Origin of the sequence: Lutimaribacter saemankumensis, from assembly GCF_900100005.1 — a bacterium.
In the GTDB taxonomy this organism is placed as follows: domain Bacteria; phylum Pseudomonadota; class Alphaproteobacteria; order Rhodobacterales; family Rhodobacteraceae; genus Lutimaribacter; species Lutimaribacter saemankumensis.
In genome coordinates, this window is the sequence record NZ_FNEB01000004.1 from 82491 (window position 1) to 99160 (window position 16670).

The 16670-nt window shown below is 66.7% G+C and carries 15 protein-coding genes; 9 read left to right on the forward strand and 6 right to left on the reverse strand.

What is annotated here, in order from left to right; genetic code table 11:
* Nucleotides 1-12: 12 nt before the first annotated feature.
* Entirely contained in the window at nt 13-297 is a 285-nt protein-coding gene (locus tag BLT50_RS09410; protein WP_090028429.1) for an acylphosphatase, read from the forward strand.
* A gap of 97 nt (nt 298-394) precedes the next feature.
* On the opposite strand, the gene rimO is transcribed toward BLT50_RS09410, so the two are convergent.
* A complete protein-coding gene (gene rimO / locus BLT50_RS09415; protein WP_090028430.1) occupies nt 395-1762 on the reverse strand; it encodes a 30S ribosomal protein S12 methylthiotransferase RimO in 1368 nt (455 codons plus the stop codon).
* Nucleotides 1763-1894: 132 nt separating this feature from the next.
* On the opposite strand from rimO, the gene BLT50_RS09420 reads away from it, so the two are divergent.
* The 4 genes from BLT50_RS09420 (at nt 1895) to BLT50_RS09435 (ending at nt 6850) form a co-directional block, all read left to right on the forward strand.
* A complete protein-coding gene (locus BLT50_RS09420) occupies nt 1895-2353 on the forward strand; it encodes an NUDIX hydrolase (RefSeq protein ID WP_090028431.1) in 459 nt (152 codons plus the stop codon).
* A 90-nt stretch (nt 2354-2443) separates the two neighbouring features.
* The gene (locus BLT50_RS09425) at nt 2444-3928 is read left to right on the forward strand and encodes an inorganic phosphate transporter (RefSeq protein ID WP_090028432.1); all 1485 of its coding nucleotides are present in this window, start codon (nt 2444-2446) and stop codon (nt 3926-3928) included.
* Nucleotides 3929-4222: 294 nt separating this feature from the next.
* Nucleotides 4223-6172: an AsmA family protein gene (locus tag BLT50_RS09430; protein WP_090028433.1), complete on the forward strand. Its 1950-nt coding sequence runs from the start codon at nt 4223-4225 to the stop codon at nt 6170-6172.
* A gap of 90 nt (nt 6173-6262) precedes the next feature.
* Nucleotides 6263-6850 (forward strand): hypothetical protein, encoded by a 588-nt coding sequence (locus tag BLT50_RS09435; protein WP_090028434.1) that lies wholly within the window; start codon nt 6263-6265, stop codon nt 6848-6850.
* A 58-nt stretch (nt 6851-6908) separates the two neighbouring features.
* Here the strand turns inward: BLT50_RS09435 and argF are convergent, their stop codons facing one another.
* The 3 genes from argF to BLT50_RS09450 all read right to left on the reverse strand — a co-directional run bounded on the left by argF (nt 6909) and on the right by BLT50_RS09450 (nt 10148).
* Nucleotides 6909-7835 carry an ornithine carbamoyltransferase gene (gene argF / locus BLT50_RS09440; protein ID WP_090028608.1) on the reverse strand — a complete coding sequence of 309 codons (927 nt, stop codon included), beginning with the start codon at nt 7833-7835 and terminating at the stop codon, nt 6909-6911.
* 91 nt (nt 7836-7926) lie between these two features.
* A complete protein-coding gene (locus BLT50_RS09445) occupies nt 7927-9102 on the reverse strand; it encodes an aspartate aminotransferase family protein (protein ID WP_090028609.1) in 1176 nt (391 codons plus the stop codon).
* A 245-nt stretch (nt 9103-9347) separates the two neighbouring features.
* Complete coding sequence (locus BLT50_RS09450) at nt 9348-10148, reverse strand: ABC transporter permease (protein ID WP_245723343.1); 801 nt, start codon at nt 10146-10148, stop codon at nt 9348-9350.
* Nucleotides 10149-10280: 132 nt separating this feature from the next.
* On the opposite strand from BLT50_RS09450, the gene BLT50_RS09455 reads away from it, so the two are divergent.
* From BLT50_RS09455 to BLT50_RS09465, 3 genes are all read left to right on the forward strand, one after another.
* Entirely contained in the window at nt 10281-10862 is a 582-nt protein-coding gene (locus BLT50_RS09455) for a GcrA family cell cycle regulator (RefSeq protein ID WP_090028435.1), read from the forward strand.
* Between the two features lie 11 nt (nt 10863-10873).
* Nucleotides 10874-11221, forward strand: a complete 348-nt coding sequence (locus BLT50_RS09460; protein ID WP_139170506.1) for a hypothetical protein — start codon at nt 10874-10876, stop codon at nt 11219-11221.
* Nucleotides 11222-11288: 67 nt separating this feature from the next.
* Nucleotides 11289-11756 carry a DUF411 domain-containing protein gene (locus BLT50_RS09465; protein WP_090028437.1) on the forward strand — a complete coding sequence of 156 codons (468 nt, stop codon included), beginning with the start codon at nt 11289-11291 and terminating at the stop codon, nt 11754-11756.
* Between the two features lie 38 nt (nt 11757-11794).
* Here the strand turns inward: BLT50_RS09465 and BLT50_RS09470 are convergent, their stop codons facing one another.
* Together BLT50_RS09470 and hrpB are read right to left on the reverse strand one after the other, a co-directional pair.
* Complete coding sequence (locus BLT50_RS09470; RefSeq protein ID WP_090028438.1) at nt 11795-12865, reverse strand: site-2 protease family protein; 1071 nt, start codon at nt 12863-12865, stop codon at nt 11795-11797.
* 68 nt (nt 12866-12933) lie between these two features.
* On the reverse strand, nt 12934-15378 hold the full coding sequence (gene hrpB, locus BLT50_RS09475) for an ATP-dependent helicase HrpB (RefSeq protein ID WP_090028439.1): 2445 nt from the start codon (nt 15376-15378) through the stop codon (nt 12934-12936).
* Nucleotides 15379-15548: 170 nt separating this feature from the next.
* Here hrpB and meaB point away from each other — a divergent pair, with 170 nt between their 5' ends.
* On the forward strand, nt 15549-16529 hold the full coding sequence (gene meaB, locus BLT50_RS09480) for a methylmalonyl Co-A mutase-associated GTPase MeaB (protein ID WP_090028440.1): 981 nt from the start codon (nt 15549-15551) through the stop codon (nt 16527-16529).
* Nucleotides 16530-16670: the final 141 nt, after the last annotated feature.

The window sequence follows — 16670 nt, forward strand, 5'->3', positions numbered from 1 at the left end:
GGAGGAGTTCACATGACACGGCCAATCGCGACCGAGGCGCGGATCAGGGGGCGCGTGCAGGGCGTTGCCTTTCGCGCATGGACGCAGGCGCAGGCGGAAAAGCAGGAATTGCGGGGTTGGGTGACCAACAACCCGGACGGTTCGGTTTCGGCCCTGTTCGTGGGGCCGAAAGCCATCGTGGACGACATGGTGGCGCAGCTTTGGGGCGGTCCCGGCGCGGCGGTCGTCGAAGACGTGGCCGCGCGCGAGGTGGATATCCCGGCGGAATTGCCCGAGGTGTTCATGATCCTCCGGTGAGCGGGGGATTGTGGGCTTGATCTGCCAGCTGGTCGCGGCTTCTGTCTATCACCCGTGGTGAGGTGATGGGGGCGGGCGCTGCCCCCTGACGCTTTGTTTAGACCCGCCGGCCCCACAGGTCGTATTCGCCCGCCTCGTCGACCTCGACCCGGACGATATCGCCCACGGCCAGCCCCTCGGTGTCTTCGTCGATAATGAGGTTGCCGTCGATTTCCGGGGCGTCGGATTTGGTGCGGCAGGTGGCGATGCCGTCGGCGTCGATGTCGTCGACGATCACGTCCATCACCTGGCCCACCTTGGCGGCCAGTTTCGCCTCGGATATCGCCTGGGCCTTTTCCATGAAGCGTTCCCAGCGGTCCTGTTTCACCTCGGGCGCGACGTGATCGGGCAGCGCGTTCGAGCGCGCTCCCTCGACGTTTTCGTATTGGAAGCAGCCGACACGATCCAGCTGCGCCTCGTCCATCCAGTCGAGCAGGGTCTGGAATTCTGCCTCGGTCTCACCTGGATAGCCGACGATGAAGGTCGAGCGCAGGGTGATGTCGGGGCAGATCGCGCGCCATTCGGCGATGCGGTCGAGCGTCCTTTCGGCATGGGCGGGGCGCGCCATGCGCTTGAGCGTGTCGGGATGGGCGTGCTGGAACGGGATATCCAGGTAGGGCAGCACCAGCCCGTCGGCCATCAGCGGGATCAGGTCGCGCACATGGGGGTAGGGGTAGACATAGTGCAGCCGCACCCAGGCTCCGAGGCTGCCGAGGTCGCGGGCGAGATCGGTGATATGGGCGCGGTGGCCGCGCTCTTCGGCATGCTTGATGTCGACGCCGTAGGCGCTGGTGTCCTGGCTGATCACCAGCAGTTCCCTGACGCCGTTTTCGACCAGCTTTTCGGCCTCGCGCAGGATGGCGTGGGCGGGCCGGCTGGCCAGCCGGCCGCGCATGTCGGGGATGATGCAGAACTTGCACTTGTGGTTACAGCCCTCGGAAATCTTGAGATAGCTGTAATGGCGCGGGGTCAGCTTGACGCCGCTGGCGGGCAGAAGGTCGATGAACGGGTCGGGCGCGGGCGGCACGGCGGCGTGGACCGCATCGAGCACCTGTTCGTATTGATGCGGGCCGGTCACGGCCAGAACCTTGGGGTGCGCGCCGGTGATGTATTCGGGCTCGGCGCCCAGGCAGCCGGTGACGATGACGCGGCCGTTTTCCTTGAGCGCCTCGCCGATGGCGTCGAGCGATTCCGCCTTTGCGCTGTCGAGAAAGCCGCAGGTGTTCACGATCACCGCGTCGGCGCCGGAATAGTCGGGGCTGATGCCGTAGCCTTCGGCGCGCAGGCGGGTGAGGATGCGTTCGCTGTCGACAAGCGCCTTGGGACAGCCGAGGCTGACCATGCCGATGGTCGGCTGGCCGTCGCGGCGGGTGTCTGTCACGCGGGCGCGGGCAAGATCGGGGCGGAGATCGGGCGGGTTCTGCATGGGCGCGATATACGCCCGGCCCCGCGCCCGGAAAAGAGAAACCGTGCGGGATTCAAGGAATTTTTTGCAATTCCTTAACAAAGTCGTATATACATTGGAGATACGAAAAATAACCCGAGCAGGTTTTGTTTCATGACCGGTGCCTTCAAAAGGGCCTGGGCCGAGGTGGTCCAGCCGATGTTTTCCCGTCCGCGTCGCCTCCAGGTGGCGGCGCTTTGCTGCAAGCAGACCGAAAAGGGCGAGCGTGTTCTGTTGATCACGTCGCGCGACACCGGTCGGTGGATCCTGCCCAAGGGCTGGCCCATCGACGGGCTGACCGCGCCGGACGCCGCGTTGCAGGAAGCCTGGGAAGAGGCCGGTGTGCAAAAGGCGCATATCCGCCGGACGCCGGCCGGCAGCTATGAATACGACAAGATCCTCGAAGGCGGGGTTCCGGTTCCTGTTGACGTGCAGGTCTATCGCGTGGATGTCGACAAGTTGGCCGATGCCTATCCCGAAGCGGACGAACGCACGCGGCGCTGGGTGTCGCCCGCCGAGGCGGCCGAACTGGTCGACGAGGACAGCCTGAAAGACCTGCTGCGGCAAATGTAACAGACTTGCGAAGTTTTTGTGACGGCGCGGTTGATCCGCGCCGGTCGCGCGCGTAGGGCATTGCGGAAACAACACGCCCGGGGGCGCCGCATGACCGATCCGACGCAGAACGGACAGAGCTGGAAAACGCTCGACAAAGATCTCAACCGCATCAGCCAGGTGGAATATGCCACCGCCTATGTCTCGCGCCCGCTGGTGGCGCCGGGGATCGCGCTGGCCTTTATCGTCGTCGCCGGTCTGGCGGCGGCGGTGTTCTTTGGCCAGACGCCGGTCAATATGGTGGTGGTCGCGGCGGCGGTATTCGGCGCCTACATGGCGATCAATATCGGCGCCAACGACGTGGCCAACAACATGGGTCCGGCGGTGGGCGCCAATGCGCTGACCATGGGCGGGGCCATCGTGATCGCGGCCCTGTGCGAAAGCGCCGGGGCGCTATTGGCGGGTGGCGACGTGGTGTCGACCATTTCCAAGGGCATCATCGACCCGGCGGGCGTGTCGGAAACGCGGGTGTTCATCTGGGCGATGATGGCGGCGCTGATATCCTCGGCGCTGTGGGTGAACCTGGCCACCTGGGTCGGTGCGCCGGTATCGACCACCCATTCGGTCGTCGGCGGCGTCATGGGCGCGGGCATCGCGGCGGCGGGACTTGCGGCGGTGAACTGGCCCACGATGGGCGCGATCGCGGCAAGCTGGGTGATCTCGCCCGTGCTGGGCGGGGCGATTGCCGCCGCATTCCTGGCATTCATCAAGGCACGGATCATCTATGTCGACGACAAGATCGCGGCGGCGCGCAAATGGGTGCCGGTGCTGGTGGGCATCATGGCGGGGGTCTTTGCCACCTACCTTGCGATGAAGGGGCTGAAGAAGATCGTCAAGATCGACCTTGGCACCGCGCTGTTCATCGGGGCGGTGACCGGGGCGGTGACTTACGTGATCACCGCGCCGCTGATCCGCCGCCAGTCCGAGGGTATGGAGAACCGCAACAAGTCGCTCAAGGCGCTGTTCGGCCTGCCGCTGGTGTTTTCCGCCGCGCTGCTGAGTTTCGCGCATGGCGCCAACGACGTGGCCAATGCGGTCGGTCCGCTGGCGGCCATCGTGCATGCGGCCGAGTTCGGCGATGTGCAGGCCAAGGTGGCGATCCCGCAATGGGTGATGATCATCGGCGCCTTCGGCATCTCGTTCGGGCTGTTCCTGTTCGGGCCGAAACTGATCCGCATGGTGGGCAGCCAGATCACCAAGCTGAACCCGATGCGGGCCTATTGCGTGGCGCTGAGCGCGGCGATCACCGTCATCGTGGCAAGCTGGCTGGGCTTGCCCGTCAGTTCCACCCATATCGCGGTGGGCGGCGTGTTCGGGGTGGGTTTCTTCCGCGAGTGGCACGCGGAACGGCGTTTGCGCAACGGCAATGGACAACGCGCCGAAGCCAAGCGCCTTGCCCCCGAAGAGCGCCGCCGGCGCAAGCTGGTGCGCCGCAGCCATTTCATGACCATCGTTGCGGCCTGGGTCATCACCGTGCCCGCGGCGGCGGCGATGTCGGCAGTGATCTTCCTGGTGCTCAACGCGCTGGTGGTCTGAGCGGCTGTATTCGGCTGTTTGAACTTCGGTTTCTTACGGTTGGATTGATCCGCACCGCAGGGCATCGCATGGCCGCGGTCGGGCGACCTGGCATTGGGTGGTCGCACTTTATGGTGACGCCACATCTTTGCTGCGATCTTTGCGCATGCGGTGACCAATCGCCCGGCCGGGGGGCGGCCGTGCGATGCCCGGGCCGCTTCGCGGCTGTTCCGGGCAGGGCAATTCGCACTACGCCATCCATTGCGGGCGCGTGGCAGGATGCTATCCTGTGCGCAATCAAGTTAGGGGTGCGTGATGCGTTTGCTGTTCAGGATCATCGGTTTCTTCATCGTCATGGCGCTGGTCGCCGTGGTGTCGCTGCTGTTGCTGCCAGGCGACCGCATCGCCCGGATCGCGGCGGACCAGATCGAGGCGCAGACCGGGCGCGCGGTGACATTGTCCGGCGACACGCAGGTGAGTTTCTGGCCGGTTCTTGGCGTGTCGACCGGCAAGATGGCCATCGCCAATGCCGACTGGGCCCAGGGTGGCCCGATGATGGAGGCAGACAGCCTCAAGGTCGGCGTGGACATGGCAGCACTGATCGGCGGCAGCATCCGCATCACCGGGCTCGAGGCGGAAAACCCGGTGATCCGGCTGGAAACGGCGGCGGACGGGCGCGCGAACTGGCAGGTGGGCGTCGAGGGCGTCAGCCCCTCGGGCGTGTCTGACAGTGCGCCGAACCCGCTGTCGCTGACGCTGGACCGGGCGCTGATCACCAACGCGACGGTCAGCTACACCGACCGCGCGACCGGCGCGACCAGCGTCTACGAGGGCGTTGGCTTTGACATGCGCTGGCCCGATGCGGCGGGGGCCGCGGATTTTGTCCTGACGCTGCAACCGGGCGGCAGCCCGGTCGAGGTGACGGCGACGGTGCAGAATTTCGCCGGGCTGTTCGAGGGCGCAGCGCAGCCGATGGTCGCGCGGGCCAGGCTGGGGGGCGGCAGCGTGAGCTTTGACGGGCGCGGGGGGCCGGGTCTGTTCGCGCAGGGGCAGCTCAAGGCCGATCTGCCCGACACGGGCGCGGCGCTGGCTGCGCTTGGCGTAGGCGGGGTCGATATCCCGCGCGGGCTGGGCCGGGCGGTATCGCTGCAGGCGGGTCTGGATTTCAACGGCACCCGCGCGGTTCTGGACGGGATGTCGCTGGCGCTGGATTCCAACCGGCTGTCGGGCGCGGTGACGGTTGCGCTGCGGGACACGCCGCTGGTGACGGGGCGCCTTTCGGCGGGTGCGCTGGATCTGACGGCGCTGTCGGCCTCGAGCGGCAGCGGGGGCAGTGGCGGTGGGACGCCCAAGGCTGGCGGCGGCTGGCCCAGGGACCGGATCGACGCCAGCGGGCTGGCTGCCTTCGATGCCGATCTGACATTGGCGGCGCAATCGGTGGACCTTGGCCAGTTCAAGCTTGGCGCGACGGAAATCCGGGCGACCAACACCCAGTCGCGTGCGGTGTTCGATATCCAGCGCATGGCCGCCTATGGCGGGCAGATCGCAGGCGATTTCGTGATGAACAACCGCTCGGGCCTGTCGGTCGGCGGGCGGCTGCGGGCCACGGGTGTGGACATGAAGGCGCTGTTGACCGCCGCGGCGGGTATTTCGCGCTTCAAGGCCACCGGCGAGGCGCGGGTGGAATTCCTGGGCGTGGGCAATTCTCTGGATGCGATCATGCGCTCGCTCAGCGGCAATGGCGGTTTTTCCACCGGGCGCGGGGTGATCGACGGGATCGACCTCGACCGGCTGATGCGCGGCGACATGACGACCGGCGGCACGACTGTTTTCGATGCGATGACGGCGAGCTTTACCATTGCCGGCGGGGTGCTGCGCAACGATGACCTGTCGATGGCGCTGCCCTTTGCCAAGGCGACGGGTCAGGGGCAGATCGACCTGGGCGGGCAGAGCATCGACTACACGGTGACGCCGATTTCGCTGACCGCGCGCGACGGGCGCGGGTTGCAGGTGCCGGTGCGGGTGCGCGGCCCCTGGGCCGACCCCAAGATCTCGATCGACCTGGAAAAGGCGGTGAAACAGAATTTCGAGGCCGAGATCGACGCCAAGGAACAGGAAGTGAAGCAGAAGGTCGAGGACAAGATCACCGACAAGCTTGGCGTCGACAGGAATGCCGACCAGAGCGTCGAAGACGCGGTCAAGGACAAGGTCGAAGACAAGCTCAAAGATGAGCTGAAAAAGGGCTTGGGCAAGCTGTTCGAGTGATCCGCGGCCATACCCGCAGAAATTGCTAGGAGATTGCGGACGCTCTTTTTACTGTAGGGTCATTGCACGAAGCGTTTCGGGGTTTTCCCAATGACCGATTTGGAAAAGGAATTTCTGCTGGCGGAATATGCCACGCTGCGTGACGAGATCGCGGACCGGCAGGCCAAGACGTTTCAGATCATCACGGCGGGGCTGTTCGGGATTCCAAGCATCGTGGCCCTGGGCAAGGTCGTCGAGGACGAGTTCAACGTGGGCGAGGCGCTGTTCCTGATGGCGCCGGCGATCGTGATCGTGTCGTGCTTTCTCTATGTGTCCCAGCACACCGGCATGATGCGGGCCGGGAGTTACATCCGCCACCATATCGAACCGCGGTTCCTGGCGGCAGGCAAGGGCTGGGAAAACTGGCTGGAGGACAAGGACAGCAAGGAACGTCTGCGTTCACGCCGGGTCGATGCGTATCTGAACATCTGCTTCTTTGTCGTCGTATGCCTTTATTTCATCGGTGCGATCATGGCGTTCTGGGAGTTCTCGGGCCCTCTGTTCGGGATTCCATCGCTCAATAGCTTCGTTGCCATCATTTATGTGATCCTGGGCATAGTCACCATCGGGGCGGCGGTGAACGAGGCGATGACGGGGCACGACGGAAAACCCGCGGAATCATCCGGTTCGGAAAGCTGAAGGGCCGCGCGCAGTTGCAGTGCGCACGGCCCATTTTTTGCAGTCGTTTCAGCGCCGGTCAGACGCCGAGGCACCAGCGCATGATGGCCTTTTGCGCGTGCAGCCGGTTTTCGGCCTCGTCGAAGATCACCGAATGCGGGCCGTCCATCACCTCGGAGGTCGCTTCGTCGTCGCGATGGGCGGGCAGGCAGTGCATGAACAGCGCGTCGGGTTTGGCGTGCGACATCAGCTCGGAATTGACCTGGTAGGGGCGCAGCTGGTTGTGCCGCCGTTCGCGGGCCGATTGCGGATCGTGCATCGACACCCAGGTATCGGTGACGACAAGATCGGCGCCTTCGACGGCCTTGACCGGGTCGCGCACGATATCGACGTTGACGCCCTTGGCGCGGGCCTCTTCCACAAAGACCATCTCGGGGTCGAGCGGCGGCGGGCCGGTGAATGTCAGGTCGAACCCGAATTGCCCGGCCGCGTGGGCAAAGCTGGCAAAGACGTTGTTGCCGTCGCCCGACCACACGACCTTTTTGCCGGCGATGGGGCCGCGATGTTCCTCGAATGTCAGGATATCGGCCATTATCTGGCAGGGATGGGAGCGGTTGGTCAGCCCGTTGATCACCGGAACGTCGGCGTATTCGGCCATTTCCAGAAGGGTCTGTTCCTCGAATGTGCGGATCATGATCATGTCGACATAGCGCGACAGAACGCGGGCGGTGTCGGCGATGGTTTCGCCGTGGCCGAGCTGCATGTCGGCGCCTGACAGCACCATGGTTTCGCCGCCCATCTGGCGCACGCCCACGTCAAAGCTGACGCGCGTCCGGGTCGAGGGTTTTTCGAAGATCAGCGCCACCATGTGGCCGGCCAGCGGCTGGTCGTCGTCGGGGCTGCCCTTGGGCCGGCCGTTGCGCGCGTCCTTCATGGCGCGTGCGGTGTCGATCATGGACCTGAGTGCGGTGGTGTCGGTCTTGTTGATGTCGAGAAAATGCTTCATGTCGTTCGTTTCCTTTTGGGGGGCAGGGGGCGTTGCCCCCTCTTGGCCCATGGGGCCAATTCACCCCCGAGTATTTCCGGCAAGATGAAGATCAGGCTGCGCCAACCTGCGCCGCGGCCTTGTCGAGGCGGGACAGCGCCTCGGCCGCTTCGTCGGCAGAGAGCGTCAGGGGCGGCAGCAGTCGGATCACGTTGTCGGCGGCAGGCACGGTGATGACGGCGTTGTCATAGCCGGCCTTGACCACGTCGGCATTGGGGGCCTTGCACTTGATGCCCAGCATCAGGCCGGTGCCGCGGACTTCTTCAAAGACGTCGGGATGCGCGGCGACCAGCCCTTCGAGGCCCTGGCGGAGCTGCCCCGCGACGCGGTTGACCTGTGAAAGGAAACCGGGGTCTGCCACATGGTCCATCACCGCGCAGCCCACGGCGCAGGCCAGCGGGTTGCCGCCATAGGTCGAGCCGTGGGTGCCCGCCGTCATGCCGCTGGCGGCATCCTCGGTCGCGAGCACCGCGCCCAGCGGGAAGCCGCCGCCGATGCCCTTGGCGACCATCATGATGTCGGGGGTGATGCCGGCCCATTCATGGGCGAACAGCTTGCCGGTGCGGCCCATGCCGCACTGCACCTCGTCGAGCACCAGCAGCGCGCCGGTTTCGTCGCACAGGTCGCGCAGCCCCTTGAGGCACTGGTCGGGCAGCGGGCGGATGCCGCCTTCGCCCTGCACCGGTTCGATGAGGATGGCGGCGGTGCGGTCGGTCACGGCGGCGCGCAGCGCGTCGTGGTCGCCCCAGGGCAGGTGGGTAAAGCCGGGCATCAGCGGGCCGAAGCCCTTGGTCATCTTTTCTGATCCGGCCGCGGCTATGGCCGCGGTCGAGCGGCCGTGGAAGGAACCCGCGAAGGTGACGATCTCGATCCTTTCGGGGTCGCCCTTTTCGTACCAGTACTTGCGCACCATCTTGACGGCGAGTTCACAGCTTTCGGTGCCGGAATTGGTAAAGAAAACCGTGTCGCCGAAGGTGTGTTCGACCAGCCGGTCGGCCAGCGCCTGCTGCTGCGGGATCTGGTAGAGGTTCGAGACATGCCACAGCTTTTCGGCCTGATCCGTCAGCGCCTTGACCAGCGCGGGATGGGCATGGCCCAGGGCATTCACCGCGATGCCGGCGCCGAGATCCAGAAAACGTCGCCCATCCGCCGTCAGCAGCCAGCTGCCCTCGCCCTTGACGAACTCAAGCGGGGCCCGGGAATAGGTCGGCAGAATACTGGGGATCATGGCGATCATCCTTTGGTGAAAAAGAAGCCAACTGAGTGCCTTACGGCACGGGCTTCGTCAAGGTTTTCGGGAGTTTGCGCAATCCTGCGCGGGTGACAACGAAAAACGGACGTCAGGCGCGGGTGCGTCGGCGTCGGATGGCGGGGATATGGGCCAGCGTCGTCATGGCGTGTCGCTTAGAGGGTTTTTCGCGCCCTGCCAAGCGAAAACGCGCAAGGGCCGCGCGACGGCGGCCCCGCGCGGCCTTATGCCTTGAGCCGGTAGCCGCGGCGGAACATGTCCCAGGCCAGGATGCCGACCGCCAGCGTGAAGCCGGTGACGACCGCAAGGCCAAGCCAGGGCGAGCTGTCGGAAATGCCCAGCATGCCATAGCGCCCGCCGTCGATGATGTAGAACACCGGGTTGGCGTGGGTGATTTCGCGCAGGCCGGCGGGCAGCGCCTCGACCGAGTAGAAGGTGCCCGACAGGAAGGCCAGCGGCGTGACCACGAAATTGGTGATCGCGGCCATCTGGTCGAATTTCTGCGCGATCACCCCTGCAACGACGCCCATTGCCCCCATCATGGCCGAGCCCATGACCACGAAGACCAGCATAACAAGCGGGTGCTGCGGGGTGATGCCGAGAAACAGCCAGACCCCCAGCGCGATCGGCAGAGCCACGAACAGCCCGCGCCCGACACCGCCCGCGATGTAACCCAGCACCAGTTCCAGCGGCGACAGCGGCGGCATCAGCGTATCCACGATATTGCCCTGCACCTTGGAGCCCACCAGCGAGGACGAGGTATTCGCGAAGGAGTTCTGGATCACCGTCATCATCATCAGCCCCGGCGCGATGAAGGTGGTGAATGCCACGCCCATGACGTCGCCGCGGGTCGGGCCGATGGCGATGGTGAAGATCACCAGGAACAGCCCCGCCGTCACCAGCGGCGCAACCAGCGTCTGCATCCAGATCGCGGTAAAGCGCTGCACCTCGCGCAGGGCCAGCGTGTAAAGCCCCAGCCAGTTCATGCGCCCAAAGCGGCGCGCGCCCATTTCGGTTCCGGCCATTGTGTCCCCCTGTCGCGATTCGGTGCCTTGTAACTCGGTCACGGATGCTTAGAATAGGGGCAACCGAAATTGAAAGAGGGCGGTCGGCGCGTGCGGGCCGCCTTTTGATCTCATAACACCGGGTGAGCGACCATGTCCTGGACCGATGAACGCGTCGAGCTGTTGAAGAAAATGTGGGGCGAGGGCCAGTCGGCCAGCCAGATCGCCAAGGAACTGGGCGGCGTGACCCGCAACGCCGTGATCGGCAAGGTGCACCGCCTGGGCCTGTCGAACCGGTCGGGCGGTGGCGGCACCGCCAAGGCCGAGACAAAGCCCAAGGCCGAGGCCAAGGCAAAGCCGGCGGCCAAGACGACCAAGAAGCCGTCGGCGCCCGAAGCGGCAAAACCGGTGCCCGAGCCCAAGGCCGAGGCGCGTCCGGCGCCGACGCCCGCGCGCAAGCAGATCATTCCCGCGGGCCAGCCGCTGCCGCCGCAGCCTTCGGCGAACGAAATCGACCCCGCGGCGCTGGCCAAGGTCAGCGAGATCGAAAAGAAAGCCAAGAAGCTGACGCTGATGGAGCTGACCGAACGGACCTGCAAATGGCCCGTGGGCGACCCCGCGACCGAGGATTTCTGGTTCTGCGGCCTTCCCGTGCAACAGGGTAAGCCCTATTGCGAGGCGCATGTCGGCGTGGCGTTCCAACCGATGTCGAGCCGACGCGACCGTCGCCGGTAAGGCGGCCGGGCGTGCGGCGCTTTTCCCTTTCGCCCCTTGCCCGGTGGCTTGTGCTGCTGGTGCTGCCGGTCTTTGCGCTGTCCGTGGCGTTGATGCCGCAGGCCGCATCCGCACATCTTGCAAAACCGCAGGCGGCAATCGCCGCCATGGGCCATGACGCGGGCATGGGCGCATGCCCCGAATGTGACGCCGCGGGCGATGGCTGTGCGCAGGTTTGCGCGTTGTGTCACGTAATGTCGCCCGAAGTCGCGGCCGCTGCCGTGCCGGGGCATCGTGCGCGCGCGGTGTTGCCATCCGCCCGGCAGGACCAGCCGGGTCCGCGTGCCGACGTGCCAAGCCCGCCACCGCGCTTTTCCTGATCCGACCTGTTCCACTGGCGGGCCGTTGTCCCGCCTGAAACCTGTTCGTATCAGAAAGAGAACCGATATGTATCATTCCACAGTTTCGCGCCGGTCACTGCTGACCGGTCTTGCCGCCACGGTCGCGGTGCTTTCCCCTGTCGCCACGCTGGCGCAGGCAGACCGCGTGTTGCGCGTGACCAAGACGCCCACCTGCGGCTGTTGCGGGGCCTGGGTCGACATGGCCCGCGCCCACGGCTTTGCCGTCGAGGTGACCGATACCTATGACTATGCCGGCATGAAAACCGCGGCAGGTGTGCCGGACACCCTGCTGTCGTGCCACACCGCCACGATCGGCGGCTACGTGGTCGAAGGGCATGTGCCCTTTGCCGCGATCGACCACATGCTTGAGACCCGGCCGGACATCGTGGGCATTTCCGTGCCCGAGATGCCCTCCGATTCGCCGGGCATGGGCGGCGGGCGTGACGCGATCGTTCCGGTGACGGCCTGGGGCCGGTCGGCCGGTGCGGGCGCGCCTTACATCTTCGCCAAGTAACAGTGGCTTCGGGCGCTCCGGTTGCGGGGCGCCCGGGTTCAGCGGCGCGAGAGGATGAACCACTCGCCCACGTTCTCGCGGGTGATGTAGCCCAGGAAATGGCCCTTGGCGTCGGTTACGGCCACGCCCGGCATACCGGATTGCATCGCGTCCAGCACGTCGTCCATCGGCGCATCGAGCCGCAGGGCGGGAATGTCCTGCGTCATCGCGCCCGAGACGGGATCGGCGCGGTGGTCGTTCTGGATCGCGGCGATGATGGCGTTGCGGGTCAGGATGCCCTGAAGGTGGCCATCGGCGTCGATCACCGGAAATTCGGCCTGTGTGGTGCGCAGAACCGCAGCGGCCGCCGTGTCGAGCGTGTCACCGGGGGACAGCGCCTCGAACTGGGTGATCATCGCGTCACGTGCGCGGGCATCGTGCGCCCGGCCGCGCAGCGCGGCGTCAGAGCTTTCGGCCCCGGCCGCAAAAAAGATGAACACCGCGATCAGCACCAGCAGCGGGCTGCCACCGGTCAGGCCGAGGAAGCCGAACAGGAACGCCATCGCCTGTCCGACCTGTGCGGCGATCTGCGTGGCCCGCACCCTGTCCATGAACAGCGCCAGCACCGCGCGGAACACCCGCCCGCCATCCATCGGGAAGGACGGGATCATGTTGAACAGCACCAGCATCAGGTTCACCGCCGCAAGGCGTTGCAGAAAGCCCTGGGTCGGATCTTCGAGCGATTGCAGCACGTTGAGCTGCATGCTTGCGCCCAGGACCACCGTCAGCACCAGCCAGATCACCACGTTCACCGCAGGCCCGGCCAGCGCCACCAGGATTTCCTGACGCGGGTCTTCGGGGATGCGTTCCAGCCTTGCCATGCCGCCGATGGGCAGCAGCGTGATGTCGGGGGTTTTCACGCCGAACCGGCGGGCCATCGTGACGTGGCCGAACTCGTGCAGCACCACACATGTGAAAAGCGCCAGGATGAAGGCCACGTTTTCCAGCGCGGCGGCGGGGCCTTCGGCACCCCAGGCCGCGACCAGAACCCAGGCCAGCAGCAGGAAAAAGGTTGCGTGGATGCGGATCTCGGTGCCGCGGATCGTTCCGATGGGAAAGGACCAGTGCATTGGGTGCCCCCTTTTGGCTTGGCCCGATTTTGGAGGGGCTGGCGGCGAAAGGCAAAGGGCAAATGGCCTCAGCCGCGGGGCTTGGCGCGCAGGGTCGGATCGGCCTGGGCGGGGTCTTCGGGCCAGGGGTGTTTGGGATAGCGCGCGCGCATGTCCTTGCGCACATCGGCATAGGAGCCGGCCCAGAATCCGGGCAGGTCCATCGTGGTCTGCACCGGCCGGCCCGCCGGTGAAAGAAGCGTGACGCGCAGCGGCTGGCCGGCGACGGTGGGATGGGTCGTCTGGCCGAACATTTCCTGCAGGCGCAGCTGGATTTCGGGCGCCTCGCCGGAATAGTCGATGGCGATGCGGCGGCCCAGCGGCGTGGTGAAATGCGCCGGTGCCGCGCGGTCGAGCGCCTGCATCCGGTCCCATGACAGCCGCGCGCGCAAAGCTTCGAGCGGGTCGAAGCGTTTCCAGTCCTCGGCGCTGCGGATGCCGTGGAGATGCGGCAGGAGCCAGTCTTCGAGGCTGTCCATCAGGGCCGTTTCGCCCATGTCCGGCAGGTCGAGCCCGCCATCGCGGGCCAGTTGCACACGCGCGGTGAAACGGCGCGCGGCATCGGTCAGGCCGAGGCCAAGGTCGCGCACACCGTCCAGCATGGCGCGCGCGATGGCGTCGTTGGGGGCGTCCTTCCAGATGCGGTCGTCCAGCACGATGGCGCCCAGCCGTTCCTGCCGCCGCGCGACGACCCGGCGGTCGCGCCGCGACCACGCGCAGGTGTCGACCCAGCCGATCCGGTCGGTAAAGAGGCCGCGCAGCTCGCTTTCGGTGATGGCGATGGCCTGCCTGATGCGTGCCTCGCGCGGGTTGCCGTCTGTATCGGTGACAACGATCAGCCGGGCCTGGCCCAGCGGGTCGCCATCGTCCAGCACCGCGCCCTTGCCGCCCGACAGAACGAAACGGGGCGCATCGCCGCTTCGGCGTTGCCCGATCCGGTCGGGATAGGCGAGCGCGGCCATTTCGGCCGCGCTGTGCGGGTCTGCGTGGGCGCGCGGTACCGCCTGTTCCAATCGCTTCGATTCCGCGCGGATTCGGTCGACGACCGCGCGGTTGGCGGGGTGGGGATGCCGTTCGGCGTAGCGGCGGGGATGCGTTACCGCCTCGAGCCGTAGCGACAGGTCGACGGGCGCGCCGCGCGGCAGCGGATCGCGTTCGGCCAGGAGCGCGGCCATCGGTGCGGCCCGCGGCCCCGCGACGGCCAGCATATGCGCCAGGCGCGGGTGAAGCGGCAATGCCGCCAGCGCGCGGCCGTGATCGGTGATGCGGTCGCCCGCATCGAGCGCCCCCAGCATCCTGAGCAGCGCCTGCGCCTCGGCATAGGCGCCAGGGTTGGGCTGGGTGAGAAAGGGCAGATCGTCGGGCGCAGCCCCCCAGAGTGCCAGCTCCAGCGCGAGGCCGGACAGGTCGGCGGCCTCGATCTCGGCGGGGGGGAAGGGGGCAAGCGCACCTTCCTCGCCCTTTGTCCATAGGCGGTAACAGGTGCCTTCGGCCACGCGGCCCGCGCGGCCTGCGCGCTGGGTGGCCTCGGCGCGCGTCACCCGTTCGGTGACCAGCCGCGCCATGCCCGAGCCGGGATCGAAGCGCGCGCGGCGGGCGCGACCGGCATCGACGACAATGCGGATATCCTCGATCGTGAGCGAGGTTTCGGCGATGGCGGTGGCCAGCACGATCTTGCGGCCCACGGCCATCGGCGCGATCGCGGCACGCTGCGCGGCAAAGGGCATCGCGCCATAGAGCGGGCACAGCGCGCAGTCGGATGGCAGGCGGTCTTTCAACAGTGCCTCGGTCCGGCGGATTTCGCCTTCGCCGGGCAGAAAGACCAGAACGCCGCCGGTGGTTTCCGACACCGCCTGCGCCACCAGGTCGGCGGTGGCCTGTTCCAGCCGGGCGGTTTTCGGCACCGGCGTGTCGCGCCAGCGGATATCGACCGGAAAGCTGCGCCCTTGGGAGGTAACGATCGGGGCCTCCATCAAATCGGCCACGGGCTGGGCGTCGAGCGTGGCCGACATCGCCAGCAGGATGAGGTCGTCGCGCAAAGCGCCCGCGACCTCGAGGCAGAGCGCCAGGCCGAGATCGGCATTGAGCGAGCGTTCGTGGAATTCGTCGAAGATCACCGCGCCCACCCCCGCAAGCCCGGGGTCGGATTGCAGCATGCGGGTCAGGATGCCTTCGGTCACGACCTCGATCCGGGTATCGCGGCCACGCCTGGTTTCGCCGCGGATGCGGTAGCCGACGGTCTGCCCCACCTGTTCGCCAAGGGTTTCGGCCATGCGCTCGGCCGCGGCGCGCGCAGCCAGCCGGCGCGGCTCCAACATCACGATGCGACCCGTGGTCAGCCCGGCGCGCAGGATTTCCAGCGGCACGACTGTGGTCTTTCCCGCGCCGGGCGGGGCCTGCAGCACGGCGCGGCCCGCGCCTTGCAGGGCTGCCAGCAGATCGGGGATCGCGTCATGGATCGGCAGGGTTGTCATGGGGGCTGTTATTGCGCGCTTTGCGCGCCCGGGAAAGGGGGGCTGTCCGCCCCCCTCTTGGGCCTTTGGCCCAATTCACCCCCCGAGGATATTTCCTGAAAGAGAAAGCACGGGCTGGACTTTGCGGCACGGGCTGGGGCATCACGGCGACCGGAACGACGGAGGCGGCGATGGATACCGACCAGTTGGCAGACCGGATCGTGGCAGGTGACAGGCGGGCGCTGGCGCGTGCGATCACGCTGGTGGAAAGCAGCCGCGCCGATCACCGTGACCAGGCCGTCGCGCTGATCGAGGCGTTGCGCGCCAAGACCGCCAGGCAGGCGGTGAGAATCGGGCTGTCGGGCACGCCCGGCGTGGGCAAGTCGACCTTCATCGAAAGCTTCGGGATGATGCTGCTGGGGCAGGGCCTGCGGGTCGCGGTGCTGGCGGTCGATCCGTCGAGCGCGCGTTCGGGCGGGTCGATCCTGGGCGACAAGACGCGGATGGAGCGGCTGAGCCGGGAACAGGGCGCGTTCATTCGCCCCTCGCCCAGCCAGTCGCATCTGGGCGGTGTCGCGCGGCGCACGCGCGAGGCGGTGGCATTGTGCGAGGCCGCCGGGTTCGACGTGGTGCTGATCGAAACGGTGGGTGTGGGGCAGTCCGAGACGGTCGTGGCCGAGATGTCGGATATTTTCGTTTTGCTGCTGGCGCCTGCGGGCGGGGACGAGTTGCAGGGCGTCAAGCGCGGCATCATGGAGATGGCCGACCTGATCCTGGTGAACAAGGCCGATGGCGATCTGAAGGCCTCGGCGGTCCGCACCCAGGCCGATTATGCCGGGGCGCTGCGCCTGCTGCGCAAGCGGCCGCAGGATCCCGAAGGCTTTCCCAAGGCGATTTGCGTTTCGGCCTTGCAGGAGGACGGGCTGGAACGTGCCTGGGACGAGATGCGCGCGCTGGTCGACTGGCGGCGGGACACCGGGCATTTCGACGCCCGCCGCGCGGGGCAGGCGCGTTACTGGTTCGACCAGGAGGTGCGGCAGGCGCTGCTGGCCCAGCTCGAGACCGGGGCGGCGCGGGCGCGCATGGATGCGCTGGCCGAGGCGGTGGCGGATGGGCGCATGACGCCGACGGTCGCCGCGCAGGAGATGCTGGACAGTCTCGGCGGGGCGTGACGCCCCCCGGTTTTCGTGCTATGCGGTAGCGGCAATCATGGCAGGAGGGTGCAGGATGTATCGCGGGATCTGGAATATCTGATCCGATAAGGCCCGTATGTCCGGGCCGCGAGCGGGCAGGTGCCCGCGCATTTCCCATGC